Source organism: Halorubrum distributum JCM 10118, from assembly GCF_000337335.1.
Classification (GTDB): Archaea; Halobacteriota; Halobacteria; order Halobacteriales; family Haloferacaceae; genus Halorubrum; species Halorubrum distributum.
In genome coordinates this window covers 1-16,588 of record NZ_AOJN01000016.1, presented here as the reverse complement: position 1 = coordinate 16,588, position 16,588 = coordinate 1, and the positions used below count along the sequence as shown (strand labels likewise).

16 protein-coding genes and 2 pseudogenes are annotated in these 16,588 nt (G+C 63.5%); 13 read left to right on the top strand and 5 right to left on the bottom strand.

The annotated features are described in order from the left end of the window. Positions 1–6 precede the first annotated feature (6 nt). Positions 7–1,257 (top strand): MBL fold metallo-hydrolase, encoded by a 1,251-nt coding sequence (locus C466_RS01720; protein WP_004597253.1) that lies wholly within the window; start codon positions 7–9, stop codon positions 1,255–1,257. 38 nt (positions 1,258–1,295) lie between these two features. On the opposite strand, the gene C466_RS01715 is transcribed toward C466_RS01720, so the two are convergent. Further along, positions 1,296–1,880: a DUF7344 domain-containing protein gene (locus tag C466_RS01715; RefSeq protein ID WP_004597254.1), complete on the bottom strand. Its 585-nt coding sequence runs from the start codon at positions 1,878–1,880 to the stop codon at positions 1,296–1,298. A gap of 442 nt (positions 1,881–2,322) precedes the next feature. Here C466_RS01715 and C466_RS01710 point away from each other — a divergent pair, with 442 nt between their 5' ends. The 4 genes from C466_RS01710 (at position 2,323) to C466_RS01695 (ending at position 7,321) form a co-directional block, all read left to right on the top strand. Next, positions 2,323–2,985: a hypothetical protein gene (locus tag C466_RS01710; RefSeq protein ID WP_239641175.1), complete on the top strand. Its 663-nt coding sequence runs from the start codon at positions 2,323–2,325 to the stop codon at positions 2,983–2,985. 189 nt (positions 2,986–3,174) lie between these two features. After that, positions 3,175–4,446, top strand: a complete 1,272-nt coding sequence (locus C466_RS01705) for a hypothetical protein (protein ID WP_004597256.1) — start codon at positions 3,175–3,177, stop codon at positions 4,444–4,446. A gap of 112 nt (positions 4,447–4,558) precedes the next feature. Further along, positions 4,559–6,121: a VWA domain-containing protein gene (locus C466_RS01700; protein ID WP_004597257.1), complete on the top strand. Its 1,563-nt coding sequence runs from the start codon at positions 4,559–4,561 to the stop codon at positions 6,119–6,121. 123 nt (positions 6,122–6,244) lie between these two features. Continuing rightward, the gene (locus tag C466_RS01695) at positions 6,245–7,321 is read left to right on the top strand and encodes a hypothetical protein (protein ID WP_004597258.1); all 1,077 of its coding nucleotides are present in this window, start codon (positions 6,245–6,247) and stop codon (positions 7,319–7,321) included. A 49-nt stretch (positions 7,322–7,370) separates the two neighbouring features. Here the strand turns inward: C466_RS01695 and C466_RS01690 are convergent, their stop codons facing one another. Together C466_RS01690 and C466_RS01685 are read right to left on the bottom strand one after the other, a co-directional pair. Then, positions 7,371–8,309 (bottom strand): hypothetical protein, encoded by a 939-nt coding sequence (locus C466_RS01690; RefSeq protein WP_004597259.1) that lies wholly within the window; start codon positions 8,307–8,309, stop codon positions 7,371–7,373. 64 nt (positions 8,310–8,373) lie between these two features. Beyond that, the gene (locus C466_RS01685; protein WP_004597260.1) at positions 8,374–8,961 is read right to left on the bottom strand and encodes a DUF7344 domain-containing protein; all 588 of its coding nucleotides are present in this window, start codon (positions 8,959–8,961) and stop codon (positions 8,374–8,376) included. A 464-nt stretch (positions 8,962–9,425) separates the two neighbouring features. Here C466_RS01685 and C466_RS01680 point away from each other — a divergent pair, with 464 nt between their 5' ends. From C466_RS01680 to C466_RS16410, 3 genes and pseudogenes are all read left to right on the top strand, one after another. Next, positions 9,426–10,070 carry a hypothetical protein gene (locus tag C466_RS01680; protein ID WP_239641174.1) on the top strand — a complete coding sequence of 215 codons (645 nt, stop codon included), beginning with the start codon at positions 9,426–9,428 and terminating at the stop codon, positions 10,068–10,070. Positions 10,071–10,078: 8 nt separating this feature from the next. Next, complete coding sequence (locus tag C466_RS01675) at positions 10,079–10,624, top strand: hypothetical protein (RefSeq protein ID WP_004599540.1); 546 nt, start codon at positions 10,079–10,081, stop codon at positions 10,622–10,624. Positions 10,625–11,168: 544 nt separating this feature from the next. Further along, positions 11,169–11,293 (top strand): annotated as a pseudogene (locus tag C466_RS16410) (inositol monophosphatase family protein); the annotation flags it as partial. Between the two features lie 324 nt (positions 11,294–11,617). Here C466_RS16410 and C466_RS01665 read toward each other — a convergent pair. Then, a complete protein-coding gene (locus C466_RS01665) occupies positions 11,618–12,196 on the bottom strand; it encodes a DUF7344 domain-containing protein (RefSeq protein WP_004597264.1) in 579 nt (192 codons plus the stop codon). Positions 12,197–12,799: 603 nt separating this feature from the next. Here C466_RS01665 and C466_RS01660 point away from each other — a divergent pair. The 4 genes from C466_RS01660 to C466_RS01650 all read left to right on the top strand — a co-directional run bounded on the left by C466_RS01660 (position 12,800) and on the right by C466_RS01650 (position 15,738). Further along, a complete protein-coding gene (locus C466_RS01660) occupies positions 12,800–13,351 on the top strand; it encodes a hypothetical protein (protein WP_239641173.1) in 552 nt (183 codons plus the stop codon). A 15-nt stretch (positions 13,352–13,366) separates the two neighbouring features. Continuing rightward, positions 13,367–14,038, top strand: a complete 672-nt coding sequence (locus C466_RS16400; protein ID WP_152418566.1) for a hypothetical protein — start codon at positions 13,367–13,369, stop codon at positions 14,036–14,038. Between the two features lie 147 nt (positions 14,039–14,185). Then, positions 14,186–14,716: a hypothetical protein gene (locus C466_RS01655; protein ID WP_004597266.1), complete on the top strand. Its 531-nt coding sequence runs from the start codon at positions 14,186–14,188 to the stop codon at positions 14,714–14,716. Further along, the gene (locus tag C466_RS01650; protein WP_004597267.1) at positions 14,713–15,738 is read left to right on the top strand and encodes a right-handed parallel beta-helix repeat-containing protein; all 1,026 of its coding nucleotides are present in this window, start codon (positions 14,713–14,715) and stop codon (positions 15,736–15,738) included. Before C466_RS01655 ends, C466_RS01650 begins: the two co-directional genes overlap by 4 nt. A gap of 72 nt (positions 15,739–15,810) precedes the next feature. On the opposite strand, the gene C466_RS17535 is transcribed toward C466_RS01650, so the two are convergent. After that, positions 15,811–16,002 (bottom strand): integrase, encoded by a 192-nt coding sequence (locus C466_RS17535; RefSeq protein WP_152418567.1) that lies wholly within the window; start codon positions 16,000–16,002, stop codon positions 15,811–15,813. Positions 16,003–16,187: 185 nt separating this feature from the next. On the opposite strand from C466_RS17535, the pseudogene C466_RS01645 reads away from it, so the two are divergent. Continuing rightward, positions 16,188–16,588: pseudogene (locus C466_RS01645) on the top strand (LamG domain-containing protein); the annotation flags it as partial.

The window sequence follows — 16,588 nt, the reverse complement described above, 5'->3', positions numbered from 1 at the left end:
CCGTCGATGGAGATCGAGTTCCTCGGCGGCGCCCGCGAGGTCGGCCGGAGCGCCCTCCTCGTCGACGACGCGCTGCTCGTGGACTACGGGCTGATGACCGCCGACCCGCCGCGGTACCCGACGCGCGACCCCGAGCCGGAGGCGGTCGTCGTCTCGCACGGCCACCTCGACCACGTCGGCGCGGTGCCCGCGCTACTGAAGGGCGACCGGCGACCGCCGATCCACTGGACGCCGCCGACCGGAGAACTCGCGCGGACCCTCGCCGAGGACACGCTGAAGCTCCACGGCAACAGCCCGCTGTGCCCGTTCGGCGCCGAACACGTCGCGCGGCTGGGCGAGGTCGAGCGGCGGCACGGCTACGAGGAACCCTTCCCGGTCGCGGGCGGGATCGACGCCGGCGGGTACGAGGTGACGCTGTTCTCGGCGGGCCACATCCCGGGCTCCGCGCACGTCCTCATTGACGACGGGGAGACGCGTTTGCTGTACACCGGCGACTTCCACACGGACGACCAGCGGCTGGTCGCGGGGACGACCGCGCGGCCCGACGCCGACGTCGTGGCCTGTGAGTCCACGTACGCCGACGTGAGCCACGAGGACCGCGCCGCGGTGGAGTCGGCGTGGGCCGACAGCGTGGAGCGGACGATCTGGGAGGGCGGAACCGTCGTCGCGCCCGCGTTCGCCATCGGTCGGACGCAGGAGCTGCTCCTCGTCGCGGCCGCGCACGGCCTCACGCCGTACGTCGACGGCATGGGCGTCGAGGTGACGGAGACCCTCCGGCGGTACCCGTCGTTCCTGGGCGACGCGGACGCGTTCGGCGAGGCGGTCGGCCGGGCCCGCGTCGTCACGGGCCGGGACGGGCAGCGCGAGCGGATCGCGGCCGAGAACGCGCTGGTCGTCACCACCTCGGGGATGCTCGCCGGCGGCCCGGTCCAGACGTACCTCCCCGAGATCCGGACGAACCCGACGAACCTCGTGACGCTCACGGGGTACCAGGTGGAGGGGACGCCGGGCCGAGAGCTCCAAGAGCGCGGGCAGTTGGAACTCAACGGCCGCGTTCGGCCGGTGAGCGCGCGGGTGGAGTCGTACGACTTCTCCGCGCACGCCGACCGCGAGGGGCTGGAGTCGTTCCTGGAGTCGTATCGAGGAGCGCGCGTGCTGGTGAACCACGGCGACCGCTGCGAGGCGTTCGCCGCGGACCTGCGCGCGGACGGGTTCGAGGCGAGCGCGCCCGAAATCGGGGAGCGGATCGAAATATAACGGAGCGTCGAGGCGAGGCGCTCCGACGAGTCGAAGCGTCAGTACCGTCTGCGCCGCACCTCGGGCGGCTTCTCGGTGTTTCCGAGTCGCATCCGTCTCCCGATCGCGTGGTGGGCGACCGAGGAGATGCCGAAGGCGGTGGCGACGAAGATCCCGACGTCGACGAACGAGAGCGCGGCGAATCCGGGGGATCCGACGCGAACGGCGAGCAGCAGGGCGCCCGCGAGGACGGCGAGTCCAAGGTAGTAGAGGCTCCACGGGATCTCCCTCCCGCGGAGCACTTCGACGTAGATGTCGAGGTCCTTCAGGGCAGGAGCGGGCCTGACGACATCGTCCTCGTCGACGGTCACCACGTTGGCCTCGGTGAGCTTCGGGAGGTGGACGCGGCGGAGGGTGCTGTGGACGTTGTGGCGCTCCTCGTAGGGGACGTCCTCGGGGTCGACGCCCATCTCCCACGCCGTGACGTAGCGGGAGAGCTCGGAGACGTCGGGCGGGTCGTTGGCGCGCTTGAGGGCGTGGATGACGAACCGTCGCCGGCGGTTCGCCAGGATCTCGAAGACCTCCTCGTGCGAGAGGTCCGACGCGTTGCGGGCGGACGAGTCCGGGGGGGTGGCGACGGTCATTGGTGTGTCGGCTGGGCGGTCGAACCGGCGTTTGGTAACGCTCTACATCGGATCAGTCAGACGATGTATAACATATCACATAAAGTGGTTGGATAGTTAATCATAAAATACAAGAACGCAGATATTTTTTCGGTGAAGGCAGGCCCCCGTACGGACAGATTACGGGAAATCACTGCCTTTTCTCTACGGTTCAGACTCGTGTCCGGGGAGCAGTGAAGCGGTCTCGTCCGCCTTCTCCCCCGGTTCACGGGGCCGAAATCGGCTGTCACCGCACGCGGAGGCGACCCACACCGGATCGAAAGGCGAGTTCGCTCCGGTAGCGGTGACCGTGTGCCGTGGTAGCGTGGATCTCATAACGAAGTGGGAGTCTCACCACGGGTCGCGTGTAGTGTTTCGAACTCCGGCTGCGGGGTTCGGGGCACGAACGCAGGTGAGACGACCAATGCAACGACGCAAGTTCCTGATCGGAGTGGGCGCGACGGCATCGGGAGGCGCCGCGGCTCTCGGCACCGGCGCGTTCAGTCGAGTGGAATCGCAGCGGCAAGTGAGCATCGAGGTCGCGAACGACGCGAACGCGTACCTCGGGATGAAGACGCTCGATACGCCGAACAGCAACAACTACGTCGAGTACGACGGGAACGGCCACCTCACTATCGACGTCGGAGAGCACGACGACTTCGACGGGCCGGACACGCAGCCCGGCGAGGGGGTCAACTCCGACTCGTTCACGTGGTTCGACGGGATGTTCCAGCTCTGTAACCAGGGCAAGGCGGAGGCGAACATCAGCTACGAACTTCCTGACCCGCCTGCAGAGCGGGACATCCCCGGTAACTGGACGGCGCCTGGGGACGGATACGACGAGCAGGTCGTCGGCTTCTACTACATCTCCGAGGGCGGCGACGACCCCGGGGAAGAGGGCGACCGGATCTTCGTCCCGGAGGGAGATAGCGTCCCGCTCCCCGTGGGCGAGTGCCGAGAGATGGGCGTCCGGACCGTGACCAAGGGCGTCGACGCGACCACCGACGCGCCGCTCATCGACGGCGACGTCGTTGTCACGGCCGATTCGCCCGCGGCGGGCGCGCCAAACGGCACGGACCCGTCGTAATCAACGAGACCGAATCCATGATCCGACGACGAACTCCGGTCAACGCGGGCTCCGGGATGTCTCGGACGCCCGTCCGCGTGGCGCGCGAGACTCTCCTCGGGGTACCGGGGCGGAGTCACCGCCGGCGCGCCGGGGCAGTCGTCGCGAAGCGACTCACGACACGACCATGACACACACGGAGAAACGACCATGAAGCGACGATCATTCCTGCTCGGCGCGGGGTCGGCCGCGGCCGGGGGAAGCGCCCTGATCGGCACGGGCGCGTTCTCTCGGATCGACGCCCAGCGCTCGGTCACGGTCCAAGTGGCCGAGGACCCGAACGCCTACCTCGGGATGAACGACTGTATCGGAGACGACGGGAACCCGACGCCGAATTCCAGTTTCGCCGACCTCGACGACCTGGGCCACCTCAGGGTCGACATGGGGGAGTCGGGCAACGGCGGCTCCGGCGTCAACTCCGAGTCGATCAGCTGGTTCGACAACGTGTTCCAGCTGTGTAATCAGGGCAAAGAAGACGTCTGCCTCTGGATCTCGGAGAAGGAGGGCGCCGACCCGGACCGCGTCACGTTCTACGTGAACGAGGAGCCGGAGGCGACGACGCCCGAGAAGCTCGCGTTCGAGGACGGCGACCTCGTCGGAGACGATCCGGACCTCCAGACGTTCACGGGTGCCGAGGACTCGATCCTCCTCGAAGTGGGCCACTGCGTCTGCGTCGGGATTCAGGTGTACACACGCGAGGACGAGGACTTCGAGATCGCCGCGCCCGCCGAGGGCGACGAGCTGCTCGACGAGGTCAGCCTCGTCGCCGACGTCAGCGAGGACGCCTGTAAGGGCGCGGAGACGGTCTGTGGCGCGCAGGGCTCGTTCAACTGCGTCTCGCTGGTTGCGGACGGAAGCGCCGTCGGCTCCCACGGGTTCGACATCGAGAACGTGGGTGACGCCGGGATCGATCAAGAGCTCCAGTACGTCATCTTGGACAGCCCGGACCAGGACAGCGCGGTTAACCTCGATCCGCTCCCACCGGGCGGCGTCGACTTCGAATCCGGTGAATCCGCCTTCCCGGTGGCGGGGATCCTGGCGTACATCCCCTCGGAGGAGTGCGATACGGTCGTCGGACAGCCGCGAGACGAGTGGGACGGGATGGACGCCGGTCAGCTCTTGACGCTGCCGACGGACAGCGACGGGACGGTCCGATACGACCTGATCGAGGGGCTGACCGAGTCGCGGTTCGACACCATCCAAGGAATATCCGGGTACGCCGACCTCGAGAGCGCCTTCGACGACGGGACGAGCGATCCCGATCCGAACGTCCCGGCGGACGCGTACCTCACGCAGATCGACTACAGCGCGTACGACCTCTCGCAGATCACCACGGACGACATCGCGGAGGACGACACGGACGAGTTCGAGCAGCGAGTCGTGGACAGCGACATCCCGACGTGCGACGACGGGGGTGGGTGAGCAGGTGGCCTCAAGGCGGTCCGTCCGCGCGAGCGGGTCAGACGCGGTGGAATCGACTCACGACCGCGACGCGTTCGGTGGGTGACACCACCGAACGGCCAGTTGACAAAACATGAAACGACGAACGTTCATCCTCGGTGCCGGAGCCGCCTCCGTCGGTGGGAGCGCCCTGCTCGGGACGGGCGCGTTCTCCCGCGTCGAGTCACAACGGAACGTAACGATTCAGGTGGCCGAAGACCCGAACGCCTACCTCGGGTTACAGCCCCTCGAAACACCGAACAGCATGAACTACGTCGATCTCGACGAGCAGGGACACCTACAGATCGACGTGAGCGAACACGACGACTTCGACGGGCCTGATGCCGAACCCGGCGAGGGCGTCAACTCCGACTCCCAGACCTGGTTCGACGGGATGTTCGACATCTGTAACCAGGGGAAAGAAGACGTCTGCGTCTCCTACACCGCGCCCGACGACTTCGGGCGCGAGGACGCCGAACTCATCTTCTACTACGAGGGCGACAGCGACGACGACCCCACGACGAGCGGGCGGATCGATATCGAGGAGGGCGAACCCCTCCCGCTCCCGCTCGGCGAGTGCGTGACGATCGGGCTCCGGACGGAGACGTTCGGCGTCGACGCGACCGACGACGCCCCGCTGTTCGACGGCGAGGCCACGCTCGTGGCCGACGTCGACGGCGACTGCTTCGACACGGGCGATCCCGGTCCGGAGCCCGAATGTCCCGACTGCGGGTTCACGCCCGGGTCGCCGGACGATCCCTTCTCGAACCTCCTGTCGGTCGGTCCCGACATGGGCGCCGGCTTCCCGGCCGTCGACGCCCGCGTCCGGGTCGACACCCCGGCGGGGAACGCCGGCGACCTCACGGCGTCGGAGTTCGCGGTCTGTGAGGACGGCTGCGGACAGACGATCGAGAACGTCGCCTTCGAGTCCGGCGGCGCGGTCGACATCGTCGTGGTGTTCGACGACACCGGGAGCATGTTCGGTCCGATCGACGACCTGAAATCGGAGGTCAACAGCTTCACTACGGAGCTCGAGAACGAGGGCGTCGACGCGCGGTACGCTCTCGTCTCGTTCAAGGACATCGTCGAGGTCGACACCGACTTCACGGACGCCGGCAGCTTTCAGACCGCCGTCGACGGGCTGATCGCAGACGGCGGCGATGACTCGCAGGAGGACAACCTCGACGCGCTCGCGGTCGGGACCGGAAACGCGGCCGCACAGCAGGGCGACGGCGCGGAGCTCTCCGACTTCCGCCCCGGAGCGCAGCGGGTGCTCATCGACATCACCGACGCCGGCGCCCACGACGAGACCGACCCTCGGACGCGGTTCAGCCAGTCCGAGGTGGAGGGGTTCATCGACGACGGGAACGTCAGTTACTACGCGGTCGCCCCCGACGCGACGGACGCCGACGTCAACAAGCGCGACATCGCCGACAACGTCGACGACGGGACGTGGTTCGAGTTCTCGATCGGTGCCGACCTCACGCCGATCATCGACGACATCACGACCGGGATCACCGAGGAGGCGTACGTGCTGTCGTACACGACCACGAACCCGCTGACCGACGGGTCGAGCCGGCCCGTCGACGTCCAGATCGACGACCCGGACGAGGGAACGCTCTACGAACAGGGATCGTACACCGCGCCCTCGAGCTGACCCGCCATGTACCGACGTGGATTCAGTCTCGGCTCCGAGGGCGTCGAACTGCTCCGCGTCAGCCGGACCGGAGGATAGCGCAATGACCGGGAACACGACGGAACGACTCGCGAGAGGGCACCGATGAAGCGGCGAGAGTTTATCCTCGGCACCGGCGCCGCCTCTCTCGGGGGGAGCGCCCTGATCGGCACGGGCGCGTTCTCCCGCGTCGAGTCGCAACGCGAGGTCGGGGTCGAGGTGGTCGGCGATCCGGAGGCGTACCTCGGCTTCGACGCCTGCCTCGGACCGGACGGGAACCCGACGCCGAACTCGGAGTTCGTCGGTACCGACGCCCGCGGTCGCATCGCGATCGACATGGGGCCGTCCGGGAACGGCGGGTCCGGCGTCGACGGCGACGCGATCAGCTCGTTCGACCGCGTTTTCCAGATCAGCAATCAGGGCAAAGCGCGGACCTGCGTCGACCTGGGGTACGACCCGGTCGCGACCGAGGCGCCGGGCGCCGGGTTCGACGCCGGCGCGCCGTCGGTCGTGTTCTACCGGGCCGGCGCGCGCGACGACGGCTCGTCCGCACTCGACGATACTCTCGTCTTCGACCCCGCCTCGGCGGATCCCGACGACTCGGACTCCGCGGTGAGCCTCCCGGTCGGCGAGTCGGTCTGCGTCGGGATCCAGACGCGGACGTTCGGTATCGACGACGGGAGCCTCCTCGCGGGCGACCGACTGCGGATCGTCGCCGACACCGACGGACAGTGCGGGAGCAACGACGGCGACGACGGCGACAGCGGCGACGACGGCGACAGCGGCCCCGCCACGGATGTCAGTTTCGTCGCGTTCGGCGACGAGACCGAGCCGACGATCAGCGACGTCCAGACCGTGGAACGGAAGTCCGAAGGCGGCGACGCGGGCGGCCCCGTGAGCGTCGCGTTCGACGCCGAGACGCCGCTCGACGAGGTCGTGCTGTTCACCGGCGGTGGGGCCGGCGTCCCGTCGGGCGACCAGCTGTTCCTCGTGGCGACGGACGTTCCGGCGGCCGGCGTGATAACGACGCGCGACCCGGCGAGAGCCCCCGACGAGTGGATCGTCCCCGACGAGGCGGTGTTGCGGAGCGAGTCGCCGCGCGAACCGAGCGACCCGTGTCCGGACGTCGAAGCGGTCAAGTTCGACTGGAAGGAGGGGGACGAGCGGTTGGAGCCCGCGTAGGCCGGGATCGGCCCCCAACCCTCCGAACGTCGCTTTTCAGCCGCTCCGGTCACCGATACGTCCCGCTGAACACGCGGGCGCCGCACGCCTCGCAGTCGACGTTGACGCCGACGACGTCGCTCGAACAGCACGACTCCCGGACGTTCTCGACCTGCGTGAGCGTCGCGTCACAGGCCGGACAGGACTCGAGGAACGCGCGCATCCCCGCTATCAGCTCGGTTCGGCGGCGGTCGCCGAGCCCCTCCCAGTCCGGCAGCCACTCGCGCAGCGTTGGCTCGACCGCGAGGTCGGCGTAAAACGCCGCGTCGGAATCCCACCGCGAGATCGGATCGCCGCCGAGGGTAACGACCAGATCTCCGCGAGTTCCCTCCTCGAAGCCGAGGTCGTCGGGGTCGAGCTCGAGGACGGCGCCGAGCCGCTCCGCCGCGGTCGCTCGGTCCCCGCGGAAGCGCCGAATCCGCCGCCACCACGCGTCCCGGAACTCCCGCGTGAGCCGGATATCGTCCGCGTCGGGGTCGTCCTCGACGACGCCGCTCTCGCGAAGCAGCGCCTCGATCTCGTCCCGGTCGGCGTCGTCGCCGGCCGAACGGTCAGCGTCGTCCGCGTCCGAGCGGTCGGCGTCGTCCGCGTCCGACGCGTCCGCCGCGGAGTCGGACCCGTCGCGGCCGGTCGTCGTCGACCCACCGGCCTCGTCCGCCGGAGTCCGTCGCTGGACGACGGTCGTTTCCTTGCCGAACGCGCGGAGCAACCACTCTGGGAAGTACCGCCGTGTCAGTTCCGGGGTGCCGGGGATCAGGTACCCCCGGAGGTAGATAGTAGCTGCCGAGACCGCGACCGTGCCGACCCCGGCCGCAGGCCACACGAACCCGGCGGCGCCCCCGAGGAGCAGCGCGATGACGCCGTTGACTACGGTACACGGGAGACAGCGGTTCTCGCCGGTGTACTCCGGGCGACGCAGCCTGTCGATCGTCTCGCTCGTCGCGCCCATGTACGCGGAGGAACGGCGGGAACGGGCAAAGTTATGCGCCGATCACTTCCGGGTCAATCGGTCGTCACTCCCGTTTTCGGATCTCGGGCGGCTCTTCGAGGTTCCCCAACCGAGCGCGCTCGCCGTAGTGGTAGTGGAGCAGCGCGGAGACGGTGAAGGCGGTGACGACGAACACGGCGGCGGTGGTCCCGTCGAGGGCGGCGAGGCCCGGGACGCCGACCGCGACGCCGACGAGGACGAGCCCCGCGAGGACGGCGAGCCCGAAGTAGTAGAGACTCCACGGGATCTCGCGGCCGCGTAACACTTCGATGTACACGTCGAGGTCGTCGAGCGTCGGGGTCGGCTCGACGAGGTTCGCCTCCTCGTCGACACGGACCACGTTCTTCTCCTCCAGCTTCGGCAGGTGGATGCGCTGGAGCGTGCTGTACACGTTCCGGCGGTCCTCGTACTTGACCGCGTCCGGGTCGACGCCGCGCTCCCACGCGGTGACGTGCGTGGAGAGCTCGGACACGTCGACCGGCTCCTCCGCGCGCTTGAGCGCGTGGATGACGAACCGCCGGCGGCGGTTAGAGAGCATCTCGAAGACGTCGTCTTCGGACAGGTCGTCGACCTCCGAGCGCGATTCGGCCGTCGGTGCGGTGGTGGAGCCCATGCGATTGTTTCCTCCTCGTCGGCGTTCGTCTCGTTCGGAACGCCCGGTTTCGAACTACACTGTTCAAGCAGGTCACATAAACCAGTTAGATAGTTAATCTGTTACTCTCAGTCGGATGACGGAAGATAACACGTCCCGTTGTCCATACAGGGGGTGCCTGACTCGCGGTTCGGTATGTATACCGTTGAGACGGCGTTGCCGATCGGGTTTCAGGCTGGTCTCGCGGGTCACCACAATCGGCTGATTCGAGTCGAGTACGTACTGTCGAGGGGTTCAGGAGCGTCTCGTCGGCGGCAACGAGACGAGCGTGTGAGGCGACGATCGGAAGTCGAGGATCCGACGGGATCCCCCAGTGGATCCAACGGGGGTCTCATAACGAAGTACCACCCGCCGTATGTGTTTTCCAAGCACTCCCGGTCCGGACGGCGGGTTGCGGGGGTGTGTGAACACAGGTGAGATACGACATGGACCGACGCAAATTCGTGGTTGGACTGGGCGCATTGGCTTCGGGAGCAGCGGCTGCGATGGGGACTGGCGCGTTCACGAGTGTGACGGCGAATCGTGACGCCGAGATCGACCTCGAGGACGACGCGAATGCGTACCTCGCACTGACGCCAGGAAACGATAACGGGTGGGCTGCTTCGCCGACCGTCGGAAATTCTGCTAACGGTGTGCTGGCCATCGAAATGAACGGTCAGTCGCAAACGAGCGGCGGAACCGGTGTGAACGCAGACGCACTAAGCGTGTTCGACGACGTGTTCCGCATCGGAAATCAGGCCGACAGCGGGAAACAGGTCTGGATCGAGTTCGACGAGGCCAGTGGTTCCACAACGAACCAGTCCAACATCAATTACAAGGCTCGGACCGACTTCTACGTGGGGAGCCACCAATCGAGTCCGCCGCTCCAGCGGCCGTCGAACTCTCTGGTTGGCTCCAGCAACGCACAGACCGTGGGCACGGGGAACAACCTCAAGGTCGGGATCTCGATCGATCTCACGGGCCTGAGTCCCAGTGACTACGCAACAGACAGTAACGGGAACCTCGATACCGGACAGTTCCTCAGGGATATCACCATCCACGCCGAGGACGTCTCCGGCAGCGGCACGTAAGCAAGCCCATGAGACGACGTCGACTCCTTGTTGGATTCGCTGGGCTCTCGCTGGGGGGCCTCGGAACGATCGGGACCGGGGCGTTCACCAGCGTGACTGCCCGACGAGACGCCGAAGTCGATCTCGAGAGCGACGCGAACGCCTACCTCGGTCTCCTCGAAGTGGGTCAGGGCGGACGCTCGACGACGGAGAACGATCTGCTCAAGTTCGAGTTCCCCAGCGACAGCGAGCCGAGTAACGTCGGCCTCGGAAGTGATTCGATCTATCACTTCGAAACCGACGCCAACTCCAATCAAGCAGGGTTGTTCGAGGTCGTGAATCAGGGGGCGAACACTGTCGAGGTGTACGGGGAGTCGATCAACGATCCCGGCAGCCCGATGGTGGCGATCTACGACGTCAGTGACCCTGCCAAGCAGATCCTCGATGGCAACCCGAACAGTGTGGCGCTCTCTCCGGGTGATTCCTTTATCGGGGGTATGCGGATCGATACGCACGATGTTCCGATCAAGGACGATCCATACGAGGTCACGTTGCGTCTCCACGCGGAGATCTAGCGCCGACCTCGATTCTTGCGTTTTTTATCGTACCACGTCCGGACGGTAGAGCCTCCGGTCAGGTTCTGGTGCCACCCGTTTAGCACGGGAGCGTTGGGGTCAACTTCCTCTCAACGTTCATCGAGTCTCCATTACCTTCGACCCGGTAACACGTGTGTTTCTCCGATGCTGTCCCGTAGTCACACGGTGGTTGTGGTTGCGATCGTAGCCGTGGCGGTGATCTTATTGTTAGTCTCCACGGACGCGACGCTAATTGACGCCCCCGCCGACCGCATCGACGACAAAGTCTCGCTCAAGCCGGCTGCGACCAACTACTCGTACCTCGACAGGGACAACAAACTCGTCGTCAACCTCTCCGCGGACAACCCCGACATCGAGGGCGACGGCGTCAACTCGGGGTCGATCAACGGCGTCGGCGAGGTGTTCTACATCACCTACGAGGGCGACCGCCACGCCGACGTCTGGATCGACCACAACTCCGCGGCCGTCGACAGTGAAGGCGACGGCGAGCGCGTCGACAACGAGGACGACGCCGTCCGCCTAACTCCCGACCGTCGCCGCGGGCGGGTTGGAGGGAACGATCACGACCTCCGCGCGAACCCGTGGGATATGGTCGCGGGGGCATTCGTGATCCGGCAGGCTGGGCGACGCGTGACGGACTTAGACGGACCTACTGAGAGGATTACCGTTCTTTTGTAATGTTTGACGGGAGTACGGAAGATTATACAAAATATATATTAGGTAGCGTTTATATTTTATTAACATAAAATTGTATTTTGGGCGACGATTATCCGTGAATATACGACATAATGACCAAAAATGATCTGAAATTATACCGGGTCAGGGAATCATTTTGAGGGCAAAATCACCACAAAATAGAAACACATCATAATCCAACAGCCTACAGCGCGATGTTTAAATGAGAATTTATCATATTTTAATTAACTATTGATTTTGGATTTTGTATATTTTTGACAACTTTATCCCCACATATTATGATTGGTCGCGCAGTTCGGGCGGCTTCTCCAAATTCCCCAGACGAGCGCGCTCGCCGTAGTAGTAGTGGAGCGCGGCGGAGACCGCGAACGCGGTCACGACGAACACGGCCGCGGCGGTCGCGTCAAGCGCGGCGAACAGGGGAGCCTCGACCGCGACGGCGACTTGGACGAGCCCGGCGAGCACCGCGAGCCCGAGGTAGTAGAGGCTCCACGGGATCTCGCGCCCGCGTAACACCTCGATGTACACGTCGAGGTCGTCGAGCGCGGGCGTGGGTTCGACCACCTTCGCCTCGTCGTCGTACTCCACCACGTCGTGCTCGTCGAGCTTCGGCAGGTGGGTGCGCGTGAGGACCGTGTGGACGTTCCGGCGGTCGTCGTAGTCGATCGTCTCGGGGTCGACCCCGCGCTCCCACGCGGTGATGCGCGTCGAGAGGTCCGCGACGTCCATCGGCTCGCCCGCGTGTTTCAGCGCGTGGATGGTGAACCGGCGGCGGCGGTTCGCGAGCAGTTCGAATATTTTCCCTTCCGGCAGCGATACGTCGCTCGTCGTTCCCATCGGGCTCGTCGAGAGCATCGTGTGGCGCGCGCCGACCGAGACCGCGAGTGGATCTCCTGTTCGGCGGTTAACATTATTCTGTGGACAGCCCTACATAAATCGATCAGATACTTGATCTGATACGAACGGGTTTCGGGCGGTTCTGCGCCTCCTTACGGCCGGGTCAAGCGGTGCTTGAAGCGTCGAGTTACGGTCTCAAACCAGATTTCTGCCGTCGTTTCCGGAGTTCGACGTGATCCAAAATCGAGCGCGGATCAGCCACGGATCAAGCGGGGCTTGTGGGAGTTCGAGGTCGGGTCGTGATTTCTTCGGGGTACGGTTGTGGCACTTCGAGCGTGTCATAACGATAGGGGATAGGGCACATGGGGGAAGTGAAGCGACCGACGCGGGACGGTCCCCGCGAGCCCGGTCGCGGACACACAACCATGGAACGACGCAAGTTCGTAGTTGGTCTGGGCGCATTGGCTTCCGGAAGCGCGGCCGCCGTCGGTACGGGTGCGTTTACGAGTGTGACGGCAGATCGTAGCGTGGATGTCGAGGTTGCGGGCGATTCAAGTGCGTATCTCGCGCTCACGAGGGCGGCAGGAGACNGCGTTTACGAGTGTGACGGCAGATCGTAGCGTGGATGTCGAGGTTGCGGGCGATTCAAGTGCGTATCTCGCGCTCACGAGGGCGGCAGGAGACAGCGCAGGCAACACTAGTCCGAACTCGAACAAGTACGTACAGAAAAGTAGTGGTGAGGTGTCGTTTGATTTCGACGGTGCTAACACCGATGGGGATGGGTTCAATCCCAACTCCGTGACGGTCATTGAGGATCTGATCGAGGTTCAGAACCAGGGTACCCAAAGCGCATATCTTGGCGTGGACCTGAGCGATCTTACGATCTCCGACGGGAGCGGTAACGAGGCTGGCATCGAGTTGGCAGCCAGTATTCCCGACGACGGTAGCACTACTGGTCAAACTGGTAGCGCTGATGACGAGCTGGCGGCAAACATCGCGTTCCAAGGTAGCGGTAACGCGGTCGGCAACGCAACTTCTCCGTCGAGCTACGAACTCGACGTTGGTGAAGCCGTCCATCTAGACCTAACGGTTGACACGACAAACTTCGATAACTCGGACGTCAGCACGACCGGGACTGTCGCCTTCATCGCCGACCAGACCAGCAGCCTCTAACGAGAGTGATGTAAAATGGATAGAAGACAACTGCTAGCTGGTCTCGCCGCGCTCGCCGCAGGCGGTGGTGCTGCTACCGGTACTGGCGCGTTCACGAGCGTGAACGCGGACCGAGACGTTGCGGTGGAAGTGGCAGACGACGCGAGCGCGTACCTCCAGATCTTCCCGAGCGGGAGTCAGCCTAACGCACAGTTTGCCAGCCAGGATCCTGATGAAGGGGTCTTCTTCGATTTTAATGGGAGCCCACAGGACGTAGACGGTGTCGGTAGTGGACAGTCTTCTGTCTATGAGTTCCGCGACGTGGTTCGTGTTGAGAACGCTGGCACACAGAATGCCTTTATTAGTATAGACTCATTGACAATAGACCTAACCGACGACGATGGAAGTCCTGGTGATGAAGGGAGCGCCCTCGTAGAATTCTACGTCCACGAGACCGCAGAGGACCCGTCTACGGATCTACAGGTGATCGACGGGAGCAACGCGGATTTGGTGGCACCTGTTGGCGAGCAACGGGCTATTGGTGTGAGAATTGATACGAACGAGGAGGGTACTTACGGGGACATTGAAGCTGACGTCTCAGCCAACGGAGGCTCAGACACAACCACTCTCGTCGCCGATCAGACGGCCAGTAGTAACAACGCGATTGATCCTGGTCTTCCAAACCCCAACTCGGTTAGCCCGCCGTAACGAGGCACAAACACACTTTGCCCGGTGTGATCGGTACTGTCCTCGGTGGTAGTGCCGTCAAGGGAGACGAACCAAATACATAACCCACACTGGTGTGTGACGGCGGTTCGATTCCGCCGGTGGGCCTTCCCCGTTCGGGGGCTACCTATGAATCGACGGAACATCTTGGCCGCGATCGGTGCGTTGGGCGCAGGTGGTGCAATCATCACTGGGACAGGTGCGTTCACCAGCGTCGAGGCGAATCGGAACGTATCAGTCACCGTCGAGGGCGACGCAAACGCGTACCTCTCGCTGGATGACACCGGAAACGCTAACAGCAAGTACCTGAACACGAACAGCACTGATGAACTTGAGATCGATCTCACCGGAAACAATTCGACGGACGCTGGCGGAACCGGGGTCAACGCGGACGCTGTCACCGTAATTGAGGACCTCTTCGAGGTTCGCAACCAAGGCACACAAGAGGTCGAACTGACCGTCACACCACTAACCTTCGTCGACACGGACGGTGCCAACACGCTTGCGGTGCTGGCCGTTCCTGACGGGAGCTTCCCTACGTCGACGCTCTCGACTGGAAACGCCGAGACGTTCAGCCTCGTCGTCGACGAGTTCTCACCCACTGATGCGGATGTCAGTATCGACAGCGAGATCAACTTCCTCGCGGAGGCAACAGAATGACGCTCCAACTTATCGATTTTGTCGTCGAAACCGACGGCGTAGACCTCGAAGACTTCCCACCAGACGTTCAGGATCGGATCAACGACGAACTGGCAGAACTCACCGGGGGCGATGGGGGACCAGGTAGTGATCCCGACGACCCACCACAGAGCATAATCGTCGACGCCGGCGGAGATGGTGATTACGAGTCGATTCAGACTGCAATCAGCGAGAAAGCTGAGAGTGGTGACGTGATTTTTGTTGAGCCTGGAGAGTACGATGAGTCGGTCACCGTTAACGTTGAGGACCTGACGCTCGAAGGGCCGAACGCGGGTATCGCTGGTGACAGTGACGAGCGTGGTGCTGAAGCAAATGTCAGTGGCTACGTGGCCGTTGACGCTGAACAGGTTACCATCGATGGATTTGCTATTGAGCGCGAAGCTAGTGGTAGCCTCACCCAGAAGGGTGTGATTCAGATGGGGGCCGTCGGTGATTCGGCCAGCGGCTCGACGATTGCCAACAACATCATTACTCCGAACGACACCAACAGTGAAAACCCCCGCCTCGGTGGTGTCGCGATTGAAAGCGCAGACAACGTGACAATCAGCGATAACGTGATCTCACCGGCTGACGGTAGCGCTGACACGATCGGGATCACTCGATACGTCTCGAATATTGAGAACCTGACAGTGAGTAGTAACATGATCGAGACGAGTGTAGCAATATCGTTCGGCGGCGGTAAACGCTCCTACAGCGCGTCAATCACCGATAACGAGTTCGACAGTGTCGCTACTGGTATCACTGTGAATGAAGCTGGAAGCCTTGACATAACTATCGCAGACAATGTGTTCAACGGTGGGCCGTTCTATGTGTATAGCGCTGACAATGAAGCAACTCGTGAATTCGACTTCGAAGGCGAGAAGCTCGATCTTCAGCCCATCCTTGATGATCAAGGTAACACGTTTAATACAACAGGAAATGCTGTAATCACCGAATTTGAAGATATTAACAGTAGTGCGATTGCCGATGATAACGCATTATAGGTGACCTCTCTTTCGAACCGCTCACCAACCGGCTGCGGCTTTTCCACTCTTTCACAAATACGAGCCACGGGCTTACTCACACACTGTGAGCCCCGCCTCGTCGTATATCTCTTTAATCCGTTCCGGGGAGTAATCGAGGTAATGTTTCTTCAAGACGCTTGAGGGCGTCCGTCCGGCGAAAGCGTCGAGATACGTTGCGTCAACGTCACACCGACTCATCTCTGTCGCGAACCATCGGCGGCTTTTCTGAATCGTTATCTTCACACAGGTCTACTCGAACAGGCACCGGAATTTGTCGTTCACGAACCACAACTATACCCTTCAGAGACATCAAGCCAGTCCTGAACCGGTTCGACCGACTCATAACAAGGTGGGTAGAGTCGGATCGTCGTGGTAAGAGAGCCATGCGTGGTCCGGGTCGATCCCGAACACGCTGGACGCAACCACCAATGGAACGACGCAAGTTCATCCTCGCAATCGGCGGTATCGCCAGCACCGGCGCCGCGGTCGGGTCCGGCGCGTTCAGCAGCGTCGAAGCGACCCGCGACGTCTCCGTCTCGGTCGCGGACGACGCCAACGCTTACCTCGCGATGGAGCCGCTGGACTCCCCCAACGGGAACCAGTTCGCCGCCACCGACGGCGACGTCCTCACGCTGGACTTCTCCGACAGCGGCAACGACGGAACCGGACTGGGCACGGACTCGATTTACAACTTCGATAAGGTGTTCCAGATCGTCAACCAGGGCACCCAAGGGGTGTACGTCTGGGCGACGTTCGGCGGTTCGACGGACGGCTTCGACACAGGCGACGCGGACACCGACGTCTGGCTCCTGTCTCTTATACACATCTC